Origin of the sequence: Citrobacter sp. H12-3-2 (assembly GCF_009649895.1) — a bacterium.
GTDB classification, from domain to species: domain Bacteria; phylum Pseudomonadota; class Gammaproteobacteria; order Enterobacterales; family Enterobacteriaceae; genus Citrobacter; species Citrobacter portucalensis.
Genome location: NZ_CP045838.1, coordinates 57,590 through 75,453, shown reverse-complemented (window position 1 = coordinate 75,453; position 17,864 = coordinate 57,590). Strand labels below are relative to the sequence as shown.

Annotated in this window: 14 protein-coding genes; 10 read left to right on the top strand and 4 right to left on the bottom strand. The window is 51.0% G+C overall.

The annotated features are described in order from the left end of the window. The first annotated feature begins 16 nt into the window (after positions 1-16). The 10 genes from GHC22_RS23880 to GHC22_RS23835 all read left to right on the top strand — a co-directional run bounded on the left by GHC22_RS23880 (position 17) and on the right by GHC22_RS23835 (position 13,721). Entirely contained in the window at positions 17-3,070 is a 3,054-nt protein-coding gene (locus GHC22_RS23880; protein WP_153754035.1) for an ATP-binding protein, read from the top strand. After that, complete coding sequence (locus tag GHC22_RS23875) at positions 3,067-3,639, top strand: conjugal transfer protein TraV (RefSeq protein ID WP_153754034.1); 573 nt, start codon at positions 3,067-3,069, stop codon at positions 3,637-3,639. Before GHC22_RS23880 ends, GHC22_RS23875 begins: the two co-directional genes overlap by 4 nt. 12 nt (positions 3,640-3,651) lie before the next feature. Next, entirely contained in the window at positions 3,652-4,854 is a 1,203-nt protein-coding gene (gene traW / locus GHC22_RS23870; protein ID WP_153754033.1) for a conjugal transfer protein TraW, read from the top strand. Next, the gene (traX, locus tag GHC22_RS23865) at positions 4,851-5,393 is read left to right on the top strand and encodes a conjugal transfer protein TraX (RefSeq protein ID WP_153754032.1); all 543 of its coding nucleotides are present in this window, start codon (positions 4,851-4,853) and stop codon (positions 5,391-5,393) included. The genes traW and traX overlap by 4 nt, the downstream gene beginning before the upstream one ends. Before the next feature lie 57 nt (positions 5,394-5,450). Continuing rightward, on the top strand, positions 5,451-7,610 hold the full coding sequence (locus GHC22_RS23860; protein ID WP_153754031.1) for a DotA/TraY family protein: 2,160 nt from the start codon (positions 5,451-5,453) through the stop codon (positions 7,608-7,610). A 61-nt stretch (positions 7,611-7,671) separates the two neighbouring features. Next, positions 7,672-8,304: a plasmid IncI1-type surface exclusion protein ExcA gene (gene excA / locus GHC22_RS23855; RefSeq protein ID WP_153754030.1), complete on the top strand. Its 633-nt coding sequence runs from the start codon at positions 7,672-7,674 to the stop codon at positions 8,302-8,304. Positions 8,305-8,614: 310 nt separating this feature from the next. After that, complete coding sequence (locus GHC22_RS23850) at positions 8,615-9,823, top strand: conjugal transfer protein TrbA (RefSeq protein WP_153754029.1); 1,209 nt, start codon at positions 8,615-8,617, stop codon at positions 9,821-9,823. 52 nt (positions 9,824-9,875) lie between these two features. Continuing rightward, positions 9,876-11,075 (top strand): thioredoxin fold domain-containing protein, encoded by a 1,200-nt coding sequence (locus GHC22_RS23845; protein ID WP_153754028.1) that lies wholly within the window; start codon positions 9,876-9,878, stop codon positions 11,073-11,075. A 3-nt stretch (positions 11,076-11,078) separates the two neighbouring features. Beyond that, positions 11,079-13,379, top strand: a complete 2,301-nt coding sequence (gene trbC, locus GHC22_RS23840) for an F-type conjugative transfer protein TrbC (RefSeq protein ID WP_115490298.1) — start codon at positions 11,079-11,081, stop codon at positions 13,377-13,379. A gap of 72 nt (positions 13,380-13,451) precedes the next feature. Continuing rightward, positions 13,452-13,721: a hypothetical protein gene (locus GHC22_RS23835; protein ID WP_115490299.1), complete on the top strand. Its 270-nt coding sequence runs from the start codon at positions 13,452-13,454 to the stop codon at positions 13,719-13,721. A gap of 62 nt (positions 13,722-13,783) precedes the next feature. On the opposite strand, the gene GHC22_RS23830 is transcribed toward GHC22_RS23835, so the two are convergent. From GHC22_RS23830 to mobA, 4 genes are all read right to left on the bottom strand, one after another. Continuing rightward, entirely contained in the window at positions 13,784-14,299 is a 516-nt protein-coding gene (locus GHC22_RS23830) for a type II toxin-antitoxin system YafO family toxin (RefSeq protein WP_167335593.1), read from the bottom strand. A gap of 20 nt (positions 14,300-14,319) precedes the next feature. Next, complete coding sequence (locus GHC22_RS23825) at positions 14,320-14,553, bottom strand: hypothetical protein (protein WP_040231217.1); 234 nt, start codon at positions 14,551-14,553, stop codon at positions 14,320-14,322. A gap of 92 nt (positions 14,554-14,645) precedes the next feature. Continuing rightward, a complete protein-coding gene (locus GHC22_RS23820; RefSeq protein WP_153754027.1) occupies positions 14,646-17,345 on the bottom strand; it encodes a relaxase/mobilization nuclease domain-containing protein in 2,700 nt (899 codons plus the stop codon). Between the two features lie 21 nt (positions 17,346-17,366). Beyond that, the gene (gene mobA / locus GHC22_RS23815) at positions 17,367-17,702 is read right to left on the bottom strand and encodes a plasmid mobilization protein MobA (protein WP_115490302.1); all 336 of its coding nucleotides are present in this window, start codon (positions 17,700-17,702) and stop codon (positions 17,367-17,369) included. Between the last annotated feature and the right edge of the window lie 162 nt (positions 17,703-17,864).

Here is a 17,864-nt window from a genome sequence, read left to right as displayed (position 1 = left end):
TGGAGTCTTCACTGCTATGAATATCAACCGCCTTGTCTTCGCCATTGAAGACGTTATGAACACCTTTTCCCGTTTCACCATCTCTGCTGACTTTGTCGACTATTGCGACATTCGTACAGTGATCGGACTGGACAAACACGACCTGGAGCTCAGACCCTGGCTGGAAGCACCTTATATTGGTGTCACCCATCATGGCTATTACCTTTCTGTATTCGAAATTTCCGGGGCATTGCGTGAACTGTCAGAAACAGCTTCAGCCGACCATCCGGATGCGTTTGAAGGAATGATCGCTCACCTCACTTCCACACTCAGTACGACCTGGAAAAATACCGGCCATAAGTTGGCCTTCATTTTTGAACGTGATCCGGAAAAGGGGCGTGACGAAGTCAGCGCCATGATCGCCCCACAAAAGCGTTCCATTCAGCACATCGGCATCCAGTTGGATGACCTGCTCAATGAAAAGGTAAACGTAATCTCACCGTGGCTTGTCCGTGAGCGATGCTGGCTTGCCGTCTGGAGCTCACCGACACTGGTGAGCCATCAGGAAAGAACAGATTTCAACGCCACCGTTCGGGCTATCCAGGATAAAGCGCCGGTCGCGCGTTTTGGCCAGGAACCCTGGCGCTGGCAAATGTCTGGTCTGAAGATCAGGCATGACAGCTTTATCTCTACTCTTGAAAAAGCACTCGTACGCGGCGGAGACGGCCTGCTTGTCCGCCTGCTCGACGTGCCTGAGTTCTGTAACGAAATCAGACGTGAAACAGCACGTAACAGCACATCGGCAGCATGGCGCCCTGCACTACCGGGGAAGGCCGCCCCCTCAGGTACGCTTCATGATGATGACGCCACGGCTCTGCTTGCTCCCTTCCTGAATCTTCAGGTCTTTGGTTGTACACCAAAAACTGAAGGTAATCTGGTGTATGCAGAGGGGCTGTGGCACGGCATGGTAGCCATAACTCTGCCTCCTCAGCACCCCAGCCCCTTCAATGAACTGGTTAAACTGGTTCCACGTGCCGTTCCCTGGCGTATTCGGATCGACATCATGCCGGGTGGGATGAAGGCGCTGGGCTGGAAAAAGAATATTTCATCATTTGGACAATTTATTCCCTCCATTCGTCCGCTTTACGACGCTTTTACGCAGTTGGCTGAAACGGATGAACGAGACCCAGTTTGCGTGATGACCATTGTAGCTTCCACCTGGGGGCGTACCCGTGAAGTATGCACCCGTAATCAGATGCTGCTTGAATCAGCTATGCAGGGGTGGGGGGTTTGTAACACAACCACAACCTTCGGTGATCCACGCCGGGGATGGGTCAACAGCATGTTGGCAGCGTCAGCAGGCTCAGGCCCCGTCCCGCTTTATCCGCCACTCTCCCATGCGCTTTCTATGCTGCCTTTCAACCGACCAGGTTCCGTCTGGCGCGGGGAAGGTAATTTGATGCTGCACACTGAAGACGGCTGCGCCTGGGAAGTTGGGCTGGGTTCTTCACGACAGAACAAGCACACCGAACTTGCCCCGGGTGACTCAGGCCTTGGTAAGTCGGTACTGATTAATACCCTGACGGAAATACAGGTATCTTCCGCCCAGGTTTCACTTCCCTATGTGGCGCATATCGATAAAGGATTCAGCGCTATGGGGTTCATCCAACTGATTCGTGACAGTTTGCCGGAGGAGCGAAAGGACGAAGCCGTTGGTATTATTCTTAGCAACGACCCGTCTAAGTCGCGCAATGTTTTCGACATCCTGTACGGTGCCCATAAGCCAGTAACGCCGGAGAAGCAATTTATCGCGTCCATGCTGATGGCCTTCTGTATTGAACCAGATAAAGGAACACCTCCGAACCCGACCGATACCCGGCAGATAGTGAACCGCCTGATTGATCTGGCGTACGACATGCGCAGCGGTATTGAGCCAAACATGTTCCGGTCAAACGTAGAGCCAGAAGTGGACGAGGCGCTGGAGTCATGCGGGTTGAGAGATGAGCACGATCAGGAATGGTGGACTGCGACTCCATGGTATGAAGTACGTGATCTCCTCCATGAGCGTGGGCAGTTGTCCGCGGCTCAACGGGCGCACTATCAGGCTGTACCAGAACTCGCTGATATGCCAGCGTTGCTACGCAGTGAGGCAATTCAGGAGAGTTTTGGCAGAGTACAGCGTGACGGTTCACAGGAGCCACTACTGGAGTACATTGAGCGTTGTATGATTCAGGCACGACAGGACTATCCGATGATGGCCAGTCGGACTCGCTTCGCGCTGAACCCGAACACACGCATTATTGCCGTAGACTTAAACAACGTCGCTGGCGATAAGACCCCGGCAGGCAGACTGAAAACCGGCATCATGTTCCTCTTTGCTGGCCACATAACAGCTGGTGATTTTACGCTTCCTCAGTATCAGGAAGAGATATTGAAAACGGTGCCGGAAGCCTATCTCCCGGGCATTATACGGCGCATCAACCAGCTCGACAGCGAAATGAAAACAAAAATCTACGACGAGCTGCACAACGTCAAGGGCATTGATTTCATCTTCGAGGCGCTGGACACGCAGGACAGGGAACAGCGTAAGTTTGGCATCCGCACAGTGTTAAGTACCCAGTTCCTTACCGATTACCCGAAAAGCCTGCTCGACTCTGCCAACACCCTCTGGCTGCTGCGCTTCCGCCAGGAAGACATTCCTCTTTTACGAGACAGTTTTAAGATCCCCGAACACAATCTCCATGCTTTCCTGCGTATGCCAGCCGGTCCTGCTGCAGACGGTAGTGGAGTACCGATGCTGTGTATGATGCGCACGACCCAGGGCACGCTGGCGCGGATTGTCCGGTTTACGCTCGGACCGCTGGAGCTGTGGTCGCTTAACTCAGACAAAAAAGACGGTGCGCTACGCAAAAATCTCTCCGCGACGATCGGCACTGCCCGTGCCCGTCAGTTGCTGGCAGATAAGTTCCCACGAGGGTCTGCAAAAAAACTCATTGAGTACAGAGAGCGTAACAGTGGCGTCCGTGGCGATAAGGGTGTCATCGAATTGATGGCGGACGAAATGATTAACGAACTGGGGTATGACCTGTGATGTGTTCCATCCACCTGACGCCACGCTGCCGTCGCCCGGCAAAGGGACAGGTCAGACTTTCACGCCTGATGATCGATGTTGACGGCGTGGAGTTTGTTCTACCATCTCGTCACTTTCGTACAGACAGTGCAGTGAACTCTCGGGCTGTATACGCTACTGATCGTCGGGCTCCACAAGAAGCCTGTGGCGTTCTTCTTACGATCAAAGATCGTCCTCGCCAATTGGTAACTACGGCCATATGGCAGGTACAAGAGCCAGGCGAACAGGTGCGAGAATCGCGTCATGTGGTCCAGTGGCTGTTACCTGAGGATATAAGGACGGTGTTAAGTGATGATACCTGGTTATGGCCGGAGGGGGCAGAGACCCCACAACTCAGCCCAGGAGACTGGCCTGTACTGGATATTACCCCTTCAACTCACTCACGGATCGCTCGTCGTGGGTTGACTATCATAGACACCCGCAGCCGGGAAGGACGTATCAGCAGACGCTTTCAGACCTTCCCTCTGGTAGCCCTCGCCCCCGACCCACAGTCAACTCGCCTTCCCAACGTATTTACCCCGCTCAACTAAATGGAGAATTTCATGATACAACGCCATCTCCCCGCGCTGGCACTTGCCATCGCGTCCAGCCTTCCCACTGTTGCCAGTGCTTTCACAGTCAACGTGAACTCCAGTGTTCCGATAACTACTCAGGTTCTGCCTGAGATGGCCACCATCCAGGCAACGTTGGTCGAAATACTACAGATGCAGCAGGCCACCGGTACAGCAATCACACAGAATGCTGACAAGCTCGGCGCGCTGATTAATCAGGATGGACAGGCCACCCGTCAGCAAATGATTTTCAATAATGAAACCCAACGGCTGGAAGAAGCTAGACAGAGTTTTTCGGTACCGGATTCGGTCTGCAGTGATTCAGCCTCCGGCGTTGCTGCACAAAGTAAAAGTGCGTCAGGTAGTACCGCATCAAAACTCTCTTCCGGCAAAGGCGTTTCCAGCTCAGCGGTGCGTAAGAGGATTTCCACTGCATCAGAAGAGCAGGCCCGCGACGCTTATGACGGTGCGAACGTGCATGCAGCGTACTGCACAGCAGCAGAATATGAGCGTTTTGGTGGGACGGGGATCTGCCCAGCAGTCAGTAAAATGCCCGGTGGTGACAGCCAAGTACGCTCGATCTATGGTGGAGCAGGACCGGAAGGGACGGCACCAGCACTGTCCTGGACACAGGAACAGACCGACGCCGCAATGGCCTACATGAAAAACACATCTCGCCCTTCGGCCGGTCGCACGCCCGGTAAAGGTGAAGTCAACACCGTAACCGGACGGACGTATGTAGGATTGCTCAACGAGTACAACGGTATCACCGATGCCGCCTCTGAACCTCAGCTCTCGCTGATTGCCGACAGTAAGCCCAGTGAAACCACCCGTGATGCTCTGAAAGAAGCACTGCAGTCCCCTTCCGCAGCGCAGTATTTTGATGATGTGGCTTCACCCGAGGCGAAAGCGAAGGGCTACATGAGCCAGCGAGAATTTGAATCCTTTGAGGCCGGACGTCGATATGCAAATACAGCCTATCTCTCTGACCTGCAGCAAATGAACGGAGATAACCTTATGCGCGAACTCATCCGAACCACGGCGCAGATGAACTGGCAACTTAATGACATTAAAGAGTTGATGCGCAAAGGGAACGTTATCGACGGCCAGTTGCTCGCTGCCTTTGCCCGTCAGTCCTATGCCCCACGACTAAAACAACTCGAATCAGCCATGAACCAGGGAGCGGCCAAATGACATCTGAAAAAATAGTCTCACGAAAAAAAAGCCTCACCGGGCGTATCACCATCGGATTGCTTAGCATCTTTCTACCAGTGCAGGAAACGAAGTGGTTTCTGCGGTCAGCGAGACACATGACGTCACGTAATCTGGAGCGAATGCGTGATGCCTTTCCTGAGCTCAATACCGACGACAAACCGCCTGCAGCGCCTGACTGGGAAAAAGCCATTGAAGAATCCGGCTTTACTCCCGAACAACTGGATAAGGGGTATGTTAGCCAGCGCCGGCGCTGGCGATTTCTGTTCTGGCTTATGGTTATACCCGTTCCGCTTGCGCCACTGACAACATTCATTATCGGTGGGAGTATCACAGCGCACCAGATCAGCACCTGTGTGGTGCTGTTTTCCGGCGCTGGCGTGGCGTGGTCAAAAGCGCTAATCGTAACCTATCGACTGTGGCAGTTACGCAACCGGCGTGTAAGTCTTGCCGAAGGAGGCACCTTTCAGCACTTCATGACGGAAACACATGCCGTACGAGATGCCATTCTCAGAAAATAACGACCCTCCTCTGCTCCATATCGCCATCCCGGCATTCATGTTTTATCCGGAGTTACCGTGAAAAATCTCATTCGTGCGCTTTGCGCAGGGCTGCTTATACCTGTTACGCCGGCACGCGCCGGTGTAACTTACGATGACATAGTCTCTGCTGCGACTAATGCACAGGACCTCTCCCGGCAGGCACTGGTCACTATCTTCGGCGACGTGGTACTGGACCCTCTCGCCGCCGGTAATACCACGATGATCGGGAATCTGTTTGCGCTGTTTAACGGAATTATTGCCGTCCTTGCCGTCGTCTGGTTTGTGATTATTGGCCTGAAGCACATCAACAAAACGGGGCATCAGGGAAAGGTATTCAGTGGTGATCGCGATATCACCAGTACACTGAGCACCGTCTCAGGATTTTTGATGATTATCCCGACAGCCAATGGCTGGAGCATGTCTCAGCTCATCATCCTCTGGGGCGCATCGATTATGGGCGTGGGCTCTGCCAACCTGATGGTGTCCAAAGCTGCAAATGATATTGCCAGCGGCTACTCCCTGACGGTACAGCCCACTCAGGCCTCGACCCGCACATCTGCACGCGGTATTTTTGAGATGCAGCTGTGCAAATACGCCATCAACACGGCACTGGACGATTACAGCAGCACTGCCAATTCCACCACAGCAAAAATGACGGAGATATTCGGTTCGTCTGGAGGAAATTATACCTACCGGGTCACTAACGGCAGTGGAGTGTGTGGCACAGCGACAATCCCGGAACAACAGAAATCGGGCTCCTCGTCTGGCTCCGGGAGCTTCTTTAACCCCTTCAGTAATAGCGACACACGAGAAGTCGTGGACGCACAAAACAAAGCAATGGAAGCCATGATCCAGGATATGGACAGTGCGGCCAGCGAGTTTGTGACAGGGTTTATGAATAAGCGAACGACCGGCAGCGGCACACTCCCGGATATCGAAACCCGCATTCAGCGGGCTGCCAGCAACTATGAACAAACGGTCCAGCGCGCGCTGCCGGCACAGAATGAGCAGAATGGCATTCAGGATGCAGTCAGGAATTACCTCGACACATACGGCTGGGCGGCTCTCGGTGCCTGGTACCAGACTTTCGCCACGGCCAACCAGCGCCTGACTGAAGTTGCCAGTCGCGCACCAGCGACCAGTGGGATGTCCTCTTTAGGGGAAATTGGTAGCGGTGATCTTTTCAGCGCGTTAATGAGTACCTATCGAACTCAGTTGCAGAACTCCAGCTATGCTCCCCCTGCAGGTACAACAACATCGAAAAATGAGTTAAGCGCATCAGAGGGTAATGACCCCAATAGCATACTCATGAACTCCATTACCCCATTTTTCGTAAGCTTAACAAGCAATATTGCAACAAATTATAGTGGGACTGGTACTACAACAGGACAAGTAAACCCTTTAGTTAAGATGAAAAACGTTGGGGATTATACTCTTGTTGCAGCTGAGGGGACTTTGACAGCTTACACCATCCTACGTGCTGCGGTTGCAGGGGGGGAATCATCGCTTCTTGGAAAAGTTGTCGATATGACAGGGGTAATTAGTGCTGTAGATAAAGGGCTTGATGCCATTTCCCCAGCTGTTTACTTCTTGTTATTACTTATGTTTAGCGCTGGATTTACACTTTCAATTTACTTGCCATTTATTCCGTTTATCTACTGGATGACTGGTATTGGTAACTGGATAGTAAGTGTTTTGGTAGGTTGTGCAGCTGGACCTCTGTGGGGGGCCACACATCTGGGTACGTCTCAGGATAGAGGTAGTCGTGCAGCATATGGTTACATCTACTTTATCGATACCATGATTCGTCCCTCACTCATGGTTTTTGGATTTTTCTTTGCTTCCGTTGCTATTGTTGCGACCGGAACTATCCTTCATGCACTCTTTGGCGCCGCGCTGGTCAATGTTCAAGCCAACTCGTTGACAGGGTTATTCAGCATGGCCGGTTTTTTAATGATTTATGCTCGAATTTGCACGACACTTGTATCTAGTATATTTGCATTGCAGGCCTATTTACCTGACTACGTCATTTCCTTCCTTGGTGGTCGGGATGCTGCCAATACCCTTGGAAGTATGGCAGGTTCAGTGAAAGATATGTTTGTAGCCGGTGGGCGAAATATACGCCATACACCTGGAGTTAATACTAAGGGAATGAATGGTCCTGGTGAAAATAATAATGATGGAATAAAAAGCTAATGAGTGGACATCTATACAGTATCGCTATAATATAGATAACAAAACATAAGGAGGGTTGACTATGAAAGATAGATTCCCTAAGTGGTGGGTTTTATACTCTGTAGCAAAATCATTATTTTTGAAGTTTGGCATTATCTCATTCGTGCTGATCTTCTTGCTTTGCTCACTTTCTATATCAATGGATGAGTTTGTTCGTGCAGAGGCGTATCTATACGCATTAACGAGTTGCTTTCTGTTAGTCACTCCGTTTGCTATCAATTATGCTATAGCCAATAAACGTAAGAAAAAGATCCTTGCTGTTATTGAGAAAATCAAGGAAACAGGGCACTTTAACCCAGCAAGCAGTTCAGAAGTCTGGCTCTTCTGGCAGAGTACCTACCTGGGTTTCGACTTCCAGCAGGGAACGTTTTTGTTCATCCGAATCTATCCAGGTAACGTCATGGATGTCATTGGTTTCGATGCTTACAGCCTTACCAGTACACAGGTTGAAGATTCAAAGTTGCGCCTGTTCACAAAGTTCACATCGTTACCGATGATTCCTATTGATACCGGCGCTGCATCCAATATTGCTAACCATTTGCACGCAATGAACAATAAAGGGTACAGCTATAACTTTAACTTCAACGATGTCGTGAATAAAAAACGTGCCGAGATCGAAGCTCTGACAGGACTACCAGTTCCCGTTCTTGCCTGAAACACATCAACCACCCTCCAATAAATAGCCGGTTTAATTACCGGCTATTTTTATTTGCGTAGATCATTGCCCTGAAAATTCACCATAAAACAGACAATGATAATAAAACAACAATCAAGCTCCTTATTGATCACCACTCAAATAAAGGAGATCCATATCAGATCCACAATAATTTAATATTTGACCAATCAATATATTTTCACCTTCCGTTGTCACCAGTAAACACGCCTGCAGACTTTAGATAAGCCCAGGCGTTGTTGCCCTCTTTTATTCAGTTAGTCTTCATCGTTCTTATTTAGGGAGTTTATCCATGACATCCGCTCGCGCGGGAATGACTGACCCGCTTGAATTTCTCGGCGCCCTCGCCATCCTGGGTATTATGATTCTGCTTGTCGCATGGCTGTATCTGCCCGAGTTTGTGTACTGGTCATGTTTTATTTTGCATATCCTGTGGGGGATGGCGGACTTTGGCCCCTTCCACACCTGGGCCGCGCCGCGCTATAACCTGCTGGCCGTCACCGCCAACAATGCCGAATACGTCACGTACGATCAGTGGATCAATGTGATGAAGCAAACGACGGGGATCTTGATGATATTCCTCATTCCCCTGTCCACCGCATCCCTGTGGAGCTGGTTACACCATCCAGCCCGCAACTGGCAAACACGACGGGTACTCAACATAAGTACATTGCCGTTCGCCATGGAATCTATTTCTCCTGCAATTGCCCCCATCCTTAATGAGGGAGATGCCAGTCGCCTCTTACTGGATAAACGTCGTCCGGAAAGACGTCCGGCACAAACCCCGGAGGGTTTTGCAGAAGAACATCAACTCATCAGTAACATGCAGCTCGATGTTGCCCGCTGCCGCGCGGTTTTCATGGCGCAGCTGGGACGCCCTCTGAATGGATGGAAAAGCCTCGCGCCTCACGAAAAAACGCTGTTCGCAATCTTCGGCCTTCAGTTTTTCCTGGACGATCGCCCGGCCGCAACAGCGCTGATGGATGACCTGAACCGTTCCTGCCGTCTCAAAAGTCGCCGCGATAAGGGTAAATTTTCAGTACCAGTCTATGCGCTGGCCCGAACAGCCTTTAAGCGTGTCATCCAGAGTGAAGGAGCGAAACAGTGGCTGCATGAACATCATTACGTCAGAAGTGGCATGGTCTGGCTGTACGCACATGATTTACGACTGACACCACCTAACTGGTTATGGCTCAAGGGAGTGGACCGCCCCCTCTTCTATGCCCTGCACCGGGCAAACACCACCAAAGGATTTATTGAAGGAGCGGGTATCGTCGCCGTCGCCCGCACCGAGAGTGAGGCTATACGACTTGGCCTGCCCTGCCCGCAAGCCTGCGTCGATGAAGCCATTGAGGGGCTGCGCATCGATATGCTGTCCCTGGGTCTAATCTGGGATGAACCTCAGCCAGATCGAGACCGCAAGCGTCGCATCCGGACCAACTGGTCACTGACGGAAGATGTCATCACTCGCCCGGGAGGCGACGATGATCCCATCTTCTGAAAATCCGAACATATCTAACGCGAATTAACATACCGTCTACTGGAGTCTCCTTATGTCACAGAAAAGCACCTACACCACCTTTCGTTGTAACGATTTCATTTACGACACAATTGTGGTTTTACATCAAAGCGGAGACGGCGATCCTCAGGCCCTGCTCATATTCCGCGAACCACAGCGTATGGCCATTCATGATAAAAAACTCATTGCCTTTTATGAGCTTTCAAAAGAAGCCGTGACACTTCTTGATGACCCGATGCACGATGCGGTAGAAGTCTTCAACACCATTGCACTGCAACTCAAAACTCAGAGTAAGGCGGTGATAAAACGGCGAATTAAAGCCCTTGTCCTGTTTGTTGGCGGTGCGTTGATTGCGTCCTCGTTATGGTTCATGGGTACAAGCAACCATACCTCACTTAATTTCAGTGGCACAGAACTGACAATACCTGAAGGGCCTGTCCCTGTTCAGCCACGACAGTCTGCCGCTATTCAGGGACAACCTAAAATGACGGTTCTCCCGTCGACTGACAATACAGTCAGCCACGCTGTACAGGCTGAATCCGCCAACATGCAGAATATTATGAAGGAAAGCCATGAATCCTTGCCGGCCTCTCCTGCTGAAGCATTGCAGACGGCAGCAACACCGATAACTCCACCCACGCCAGTAACAACAGAAGCGACGGAACAGTCAGCCCGACAGAAGATGGTAGCCATACTGAAGCGCAGCGCCGATCGGGGTCTGTTCACAATCCCGCTCTCAACCGGGCATGAACGTACGCTGTATGCATTCCTCGATCCAACCTGTGCGGTTTGCAAAAGCATGGAACCAGAGATCGAACAGCTGGCACAACATTACAACGTGATCATTTTTCCTGTATCTGTAGTCAATGACGGTGGCGATGCCGTAGATAAAATCGTTCCGGTATTGTGCGAGAAAGACCTGACTGCCCGTGCTGTAGCATGGAGCGATCTTTTCCGCCCGGACGCTGGCATGCAGGTTCCTGGACAGGCGGCCTCTCAACAGGTGAGTTCAGACTGTTCCGTGTCGTCTCAAGCCGTAGTGGCCGTAAACGATACAGGCTTCCGCGCATTTGGTTTCTCAGGTACGCCGACAGTGCTGACTGACACAGGCATTCGCCTGGCAACAGGCATGCTGGCCGCACCAGATAAAATTGCTCACTTCATGAAAATTACCGATCCAATGACACAAGAACAGGTCGACCGTTTTGTGAGTTCCCTTAGCATCCAGGAGTAACCCATGAATAATACGCCCGTAAATCAGGCGCTAATGAAGCGCAACGCCTGGAATTCCCCTGTTCTTGAGCTTATGCGCGACCACCTGCTGTATGCCGGAATTATGGCTGGAAGTGTAGTGGCGGGTTTTATCTGGCCACTCGCCATACCGCTCTTTCTTTTGCTGGCCATAGTGGCCAGCATCAGCTTCGGTACCCACCGCTGGCGCATGCCGATGCGAATGCCAGTCCACCTCAATAAAGTAGATCCGTCTGAAGACAGGAAGGTACGACGCAGTTTTTTCAGAGCATTTCCCTCACTGTTTCAGTACGAAACAACGCAGGAAAGCAAAGGTAAGGGGATATTCTACATTGGCTATAAGCGAATGAATGATATCGGACGCGAGCTGTGGCTCACCCTTGATGATCTGACCCGCCATGTAATGTTCTTTGCCTCGACCGGTGGCGGGAAAACCGAAACCATCTATGCGTGGATGCTTAATTCATTTTGCTGGGGACGGGGATTCACCTTTGTTGACGGCAAGGCGCAGAACGACACGGCACGCACCTGCTACTATCTGGCTCGCCGCTTTGGGCGTGAGGACGATGTGGAGTACATCAACTTCATGAACAGCGGCATGTCCCGCAGTGAGATGATCCAGAACGGAGATAAAAGTCGGCCACAGTCTCACCAGTGGAACCCCTTCTGCTATAGCACTGAGGCCTTTGTTGCTGAGACGATGCAATCAATGCTGCCAACCAACGTACAGGGTGGAGAATGGCAGTCCAGAGCTATTGCAATGAACAAGGCGCTGGTCTTTGGCACAAAGTTTTACTGTGTCCGTGAAAACAAAACCATGTCATTGCAGCTGCTCCGCGAGTTTATGCCGCTGGAGAAACTGGCCGGGCTTTACTGCCGTGCCGTGGATGATCAGTGGCCAGAAGAAGCTGTCTCTCCACTCTATAATTATCTGGTAGATGTACCGGGTTTCGATATGGCCACCGTGCGCCAGCCTTCAGCCTGGACAGAAGAGCCGCGCAAGCAGCACAGCTACCTGACGGGCCAGTTTCTGGAAACCTTCAACACATTCACCGAAACGTTCGGCAATATCTTCGCTGAGGATGCCGGCGACATCGATATTCGTGACAGTATTCACAGCGACCGCATACTCCTGGTGTTGATCCCGGCCATGAACACGTCGCAGCACACAACCTCTGCACTGGGGAGAATGTTTGTTACCCAGCAGAGCATGATCCTGGCCCGGGACCTTGGACACAAGCTGGAGGGACTGGACTCCGAAGCGCTTGAAATCACCAAATACAAAGGCAAATTCCCCTACATGAATTATCTCGATGAGGTGGGAGCCTACTACACTGAGCGAATAGCCGTTCAGGCTACACAGGTACGCTCTCTTGAGTTCGCACTAGTAATGATGAGTCAGGACCAGGAGCGAATTGAAAACCAGACCTCAGCGGCCAACGTTGCAACCCTTATGCAGAACGCAGGCACCAAAATCGCCGGTAAAATCGTGAGTGATGATAAGACGGCAAAAACAATCAGTAATGCTGCAGGACAGGAAGCCCGGGCGAACATGGTCAGTCTGCAGCGACAGGAAGGTATCATTGGCACCTCCTGGATCGATGGCGACCACATCAATATCCAGATGGAGAACAAAATCAATGTGCAGGATCTGATTAAGCTGCAGCCGGGTGAGAACTACACGGTGTTTCAGGGCGATCCGGTTCCCGGAGCATCTTTCTACATCGAGCCTCAGGACAAAACCTGCAATGCGCCCGTCATTATCAACCGGTATATCACGATTAACCCACCGACCCTAAAACACCTGCGCAGACTTGTCCCGCGTACCGCACAGCGCCGTCTTCCGGCACCGGAGAACGTCAGCAGAATCATAGGTGTTCTGACAGAAAAGCCGTCACGCCGGCGTAAAGCGGCCAGAACTGAACCCTGGAAGATAATCGATACCTTTCAGCAGCGTCTGGCCAATCGCCAGGAAGCGCACAACCTGATGACAGAATATGACATGGACCACCGCGGGCGGGAAGAAAATCTCTGGGCAGAAGCGCTGGAGATAATCAGCACAACCACGATGGCGGAACGTACAATCCGCTACATCACGCTCAATAAACCTGAGTCGGAATCGGCGGAAGTAAACGCAGAAGACATTCAGCTGGCACCGGATGCAATATTGAGAAACCTGACACTCCCACAACCCGCGAGTGTTCCTCCGGCCCGGCATCGAAACGAGCCATTAATCCCCCCTAAACAGACAGATTCACCACAGCCAGATATGGAATGGCCAGAGTGACAGATCAAAAATTTGTCGGCTTTCAGGAACTGCTGCCGATAATCAAAATGATATAGCATGAAAGGAAATGAAATGAAGAAACTAATATTTGCCGCACTCTTTGGTTTTTCAGCCGTTGCCGCTGCAGCGCCCCAACCTGTTGTAGACGCCAATGCCGTGGCGCAACTGACTGAAATCCGTAGCATCCTCCTCTCGAACCAGCAGAAAGTGTACTCCTGCTCGGATGGCGAAAAAATTTATACTGTCGGACTGCACATAAAACATGACGGTTCGGAATACAAATGTGTTTTAAAGAATGACCATGCTGAATGGGAAGTCGTCCCGCGCATTGTATTCAACTAAAAAAGGCCGCGAAAGCGGCCTTTTTTGTTTCTGGCAAATGAACAGGTTTTTACTAAAAAAAATCAGCTTCTTACGCCAGTAGTTTGAAGTCGATAGCCCTCAGCACGTTTGGAAAGCGTTCCTTTAGTGTTTTCTTCACTTTGAAAAGAATGACCATCAGGTTCTTCAATAAATTTAAGGACATAAAAATAGTGAACATTTTGATGCTCAAAGTAGGAGTAAAACATAAGGCTATCACTACTTCTTTTAGACTGTTCACTCTGCTTCCAGCGATTGATATCCCAGTCATTCGTGCCGTCAAAGACATGCAAATGATGGAGTTTTTCACGCTTCGCTATCGGCTTGGGGAAAAAATTAGGCAAATCTTTACCAAACAAGTCAACTGCAGTAAGAAACTCCATTTGCACATGGTCTTGAGGGCGAGGAATATTACCGAGATCCGCACTTATTGTTTTGTATTCAATGAAATCTTTGTAAATGTCCTGAAAGTCATTAAGGCGTTCTTCAGGAATATCCAGCTTAGCATCTACGGCAAAGACAAGCTTGTGCCCATCACCTGAAGTTGATTCCATTCTCATACAACTTACATCCATGAGGTTTATGCCTTGTGCAATTTTCGCTCTGGTTTGATAGTCCCCTGGGCAGAAGGAACTCGCAACTGACGAACAGCCGCAGCTAAGCGGAGCATTTTTTCATTACTGGCGTCACCGACACCGGGTCTTTGTTTAACAGCCATTTTCACTATCTCCTTGCCGTTTTTTACGGCTATCAGGCTGGCCTGACAGAACTTAACCTCAAGAGATGAAGTTCTTTTATGCACTAATAATAGCATACCTCCCCCTCCAGGCATCAAGCTGTTTACGAAACATACGTTACGCGCTAAAGGGCGGGCTCTTACGCACAAATAGATAGGAATTTTAATCTTTACAGCGGTGAAGGCGGCTTCCAGCTTGACCCAGGCTCATTACGCGCGGGTTCCGAATTACTAACCTGACTCATCGTTTCAGAAAAACGAATTTCACTTTCAACACGTACCTGGTCGACGTCCGGCCGCGAGATCTGGTATTCACCTTCATCACGGTGATTCACATTGTGCCATGCCACCATTTTGGCAAATGCCGTATTGAACTGTTCATCATTCCCTTCTGGTGCCATCGCGACGGTCGGAGAACGGCTGAAGAGAACCGGTGCGACCTTGATCATATCCCGCTTAAGCGCATCATAATCGCCGGTGTTTCGGAAAATAACCCTGTCGCCATAGTCGGTACAAATGTGACGACCTGTCTCCGGATCACGGAACTGGACGCGACCATTTTTCTTCAGTGAAGCCTGCAGGCCAGGAACACCGGAATATATCGGTGTTCCGCCAGGTTCACAAATAACAACACATCTGCTGTCTGTCGTGGCTTTCACCGCATTACCACGACGATCCCTGTAATCCCATCCTCTCAGCTGCGATATCGCAGCCTTGTCACCTTTCACCGCTTCTGCTTCCACCCACTGCCGGTAAGACGGCGGATACCATTTCCCCTGTCCAATGAGTTCAGCACGTTCAGCCTTCATAGCTTCTTTCAGCGTAATCAGTGCCTGCATGCGTTGCAGTTCTGCAATATGGTAATGCAGCTTCCTCACCAGAGGGTCACGATGTTCGATGCGGATGCGCGCTTTACGTATCCGGCATTCATCATGAATCACCTGGTAGCGTTCACGACCATGCAAATCAGGACGCTGCCAGTTAGCCCGCCAGGCAGCATAGCGGGCTTTCAGATCTTCTCTCGCAGCTGCGCGCGCTTCACGGCGCTGGCGACGCAATTCAGGATCACGCTTCATGCCCGGAATATCACGATCACTCACGGCCAGCTCAGGGTTGTAACGGCTTACTGGCTTAATACGTTTAAAGATGTCTGCCGGAACCGGAACAAACGAACCTGCATGAGGTTCCGCACGCGCGAGCGTCAGATCAGGATGAACATGACTTGCCTTAACAGGCGTCTGTTCGCGATTGTAAGCATCCATGACTACCAGCCCCTGCTGCTCACGCACTAACAGCAACCCTTGTTTCGCGAACTGCTCATGACAGCGTTCCCAGGAAAAATGTTTACTGCTGATCAGCGTTTCAATCTCCTGACGACAGTGCGAAATCGCATAGCCCCAGAGGCTTTCCTTGTCGGAGAAAATCTCACGTTTCAGTGCTCCCTGCGGGCCCGAACCTGTACGCAGTTTACGCCATTCCCGATCGGAAACCGGAGTGGGTTCCAGACCGCCGCCGGTGAACTGCTCTGCAGGTGGAACCTGCTGGAAAATGTCTTTCGGTACCGGCTGCCAGCCACCTTTATACGAGTTCAGGACTGCTTTCGTCAGCGCTGGCCACACACGTTCTGCCCTGACGGGGGTGCGCGTTGGATCATATCCATCACAGATAACCAGTCGGTCATGTTGTTCTTTCAGATACAAACCAGACTGTGCCAGAAGCGTATGTACAGACTGTATAGTTCGCTGAGACGGGTCCTGATCAAGCGCAATCAGCGGTGCACGTAAACGGGCAATCGCATAGTCAGATAAGGATTCTTTCTCTGTCATACGTTCAGGACGCGACGACACAATAATCTTGTCTGGTTCGTAGCGACCCACAGCCGGAACTTGCGCAAAAATATCCTGTGCAGGTGGAATAAACTCACCCATTTTACGAATAAGTTTATCGGTATCGAAGGCGTGACCAAATGCAGAAAGCGTAACGCCAGGGCGTTCTCTGTTCCAGCCATCCTTCACTTTAAGCTCACCGTTATCCGCTGACAGGAACAAACCTTCTTTCGCAAAACGCTGATGGAGAGAGGACCAGCCGGTCACAGGGGATTCCCGCAGACTGGCAATTGCCGTATCGGCAACATACTCTTTCAGGCTCTGATTACGCCCCCGGGTCCAGGCACTTTGACGATCGCGTTCAACAGAAGTACGGCGAACGATACGGTTATCAGGCGCGATCACATAGCAACCATTATCCGGTGCGAAGCCATGCTTCAGTTCCAGTTCACGACAGGCCTTATGGAGTTTTTCCTGACTGTAGGAAAGCCAGTTAAGATAGCCCGTTCCAGGATGAACACGGTTCACTGCAACGTGGACATGAAGATTATCGGTGTCTGTGTGTATCGCAGCAACGAACTGATGGTCGCCCATACCCAGTCTTTTCAGGGAATGTCTGACTGAGTCATAAACCTGTTCAGGACGCGGACTTTCGTGTGATTGCCATGAAAGAAGATAATGGAAAACCGGGTCAGAGTTGCTGCGAGAATGCTTTGCCTGTCGTGCCGTAAATTCCATTTCTTCCGCAGCTGTTTCGATAGACGTACAGTTATGAAAGCAGGTTACACCGTAAAAATTCACCCATTCCCCGCCGTCCGGCATCACATCAACCAGCGAGATAAACGACTCATCGCGCAGCTTGGTGGCGTAGTCAACCAGACGGGAAAATCGGCTACTGTGCGGCATTTCCGGTCTGGTACCGGAGGCTTTCACAGCGTCCATTAAATCATCATCGCGCGGTTCATCACGCACGGAAACGTAAGACACCAGGTCCCCAAAGGAGGACTTTCCGTCTTGCCGTTTCGGTGGAATAACCGGGATCATGATGCTCTTCTTCTCTCCGCTCTAGTCGTTGCTCATCAGCTTTTTTCTGAGCGTGGTGGACAGTTCTGTTATTGCGACAAGAACCGTGGAGTATTCTTTATCCCCGACCCTTTTTCCTTCAACAAACAGATGCTTTTGCAGTCTTCCCAGCCTCAGTAGCTCCGTCATAAAGCTGTCGTCGATAACCGGAGTAACTTTTCTGTTCATCGCAGCATTTCGGATATAAGCCGAGATGCTTTGCCCAGTCGCTTCCGCTTTCCGTTCAATCTCTTCGATTTCATCGGGCGTGAATCTCAGGGTTCTGATCACGGTTTTCTGCCGTTTATCACTTCCCCTTCGGGATACTTTGTCGCTCATGCGTGCTCCTTACTCGGGTGTCGGGGCGGAGCCCTGACCAGGTGGTGTTTGTAATATCGTGCGCGCGCGGTATTACAAACACACATCCTGTCCCGTCTTTAGACCCAGTATACGCTTCGCTGCTGTTTTCGCCTAGTGGCAATTTGACGGCATCGGCAGTGC

What these genes read in the sequence shown, in the direction of transcription:
- GHC22_RS23880 (WP_153754035.1), top strand. Translation starts at nt 17, where the DNA reads ATGAATATCAACCGCCTTGTCTTCGCCATTGAAGACGTTATGAACACC.
- traW (WP_153754033.1), top strand. Translation starts at nt 3,652, where the DNA reads ATGATACAACGCCATCTCCCCGCGCTGGCACTTGCCATCGCGTCCAGC.
- traX (WP_153754032.1), top strand. Translation starts at nt 4,851, where the DNA reads ATGACATCTGAAAAAATAGTCTCACGAAAAAAAAGCCTCACCGGGCGT.
- excA (WP_153754030.1), top strand. Translation starts at nt 7,672, where the DNA reads ATGAAAGATAGATTCCCTAAGTGGTGGGTTTTATACTCTGTAGCAAAA.
- GHC22_RS23850 (WP_153754029.1), top strand. Translation starts at nt 8,615, where the DNA reads ATGACATCCGCTCGCGCGGGAATGACTGACCCGCTTGAATTTCTCGGC.
- GHC22_RS23845 (WP_153754028.1), top strand. Translation starts at nt 9,876, where the DNA reads ATGTCACAGAAAAGCACCTACACCACCTTTCGTTGTAACGATTTCATT.
- trbC (WP_115490298.1), top strand. Translation starts at nt 11,079, where the DNA reads ATGAATAATACGCCCGTAAATCAGGCGCTAATGAAGCGCAACGCCTGG.
- GHC22_RS23835 (WP_115490299.1), top strand. Translation starts at nt 13,452, where the DNA reads ATGAAGAAACTAATATTTGCCGCACTCTTTGGTTTTTCAGCCGTTGCC.
- GHC22_RS23830 (WP_167335593.1), bottom strand. Translation starts at nt 14,299, where the DNA reads ATGAGAATGGAATCAACTTCAGGTGATGGGCACAAGCTTGTCTTTGCC.
- GHC22_RS23825 (WP_040231217.1), bottom strand. Translation starts at nt 14,553, where the DNA reads ATGCTATTATTAGTGCATAAAAGAACTTCATCTCTTGAGGTTAAGTTC.
- GHC22_RS23820 (WP_153754027.1), bottom strand. Translation starts at nt 17,345, where the DNA reads ATGATCCCGGTTATTCCACCGAAACGGCAAGACGGAAAGTCCTCCTTT.
- mobA (WP_115490302.1), bottom strand. Translation starts at nt 17,702, where the DNA reads ATGAGCGACAAAGTATCCCGAAGGGGAAGTGATAAACGGCAGAAAACC.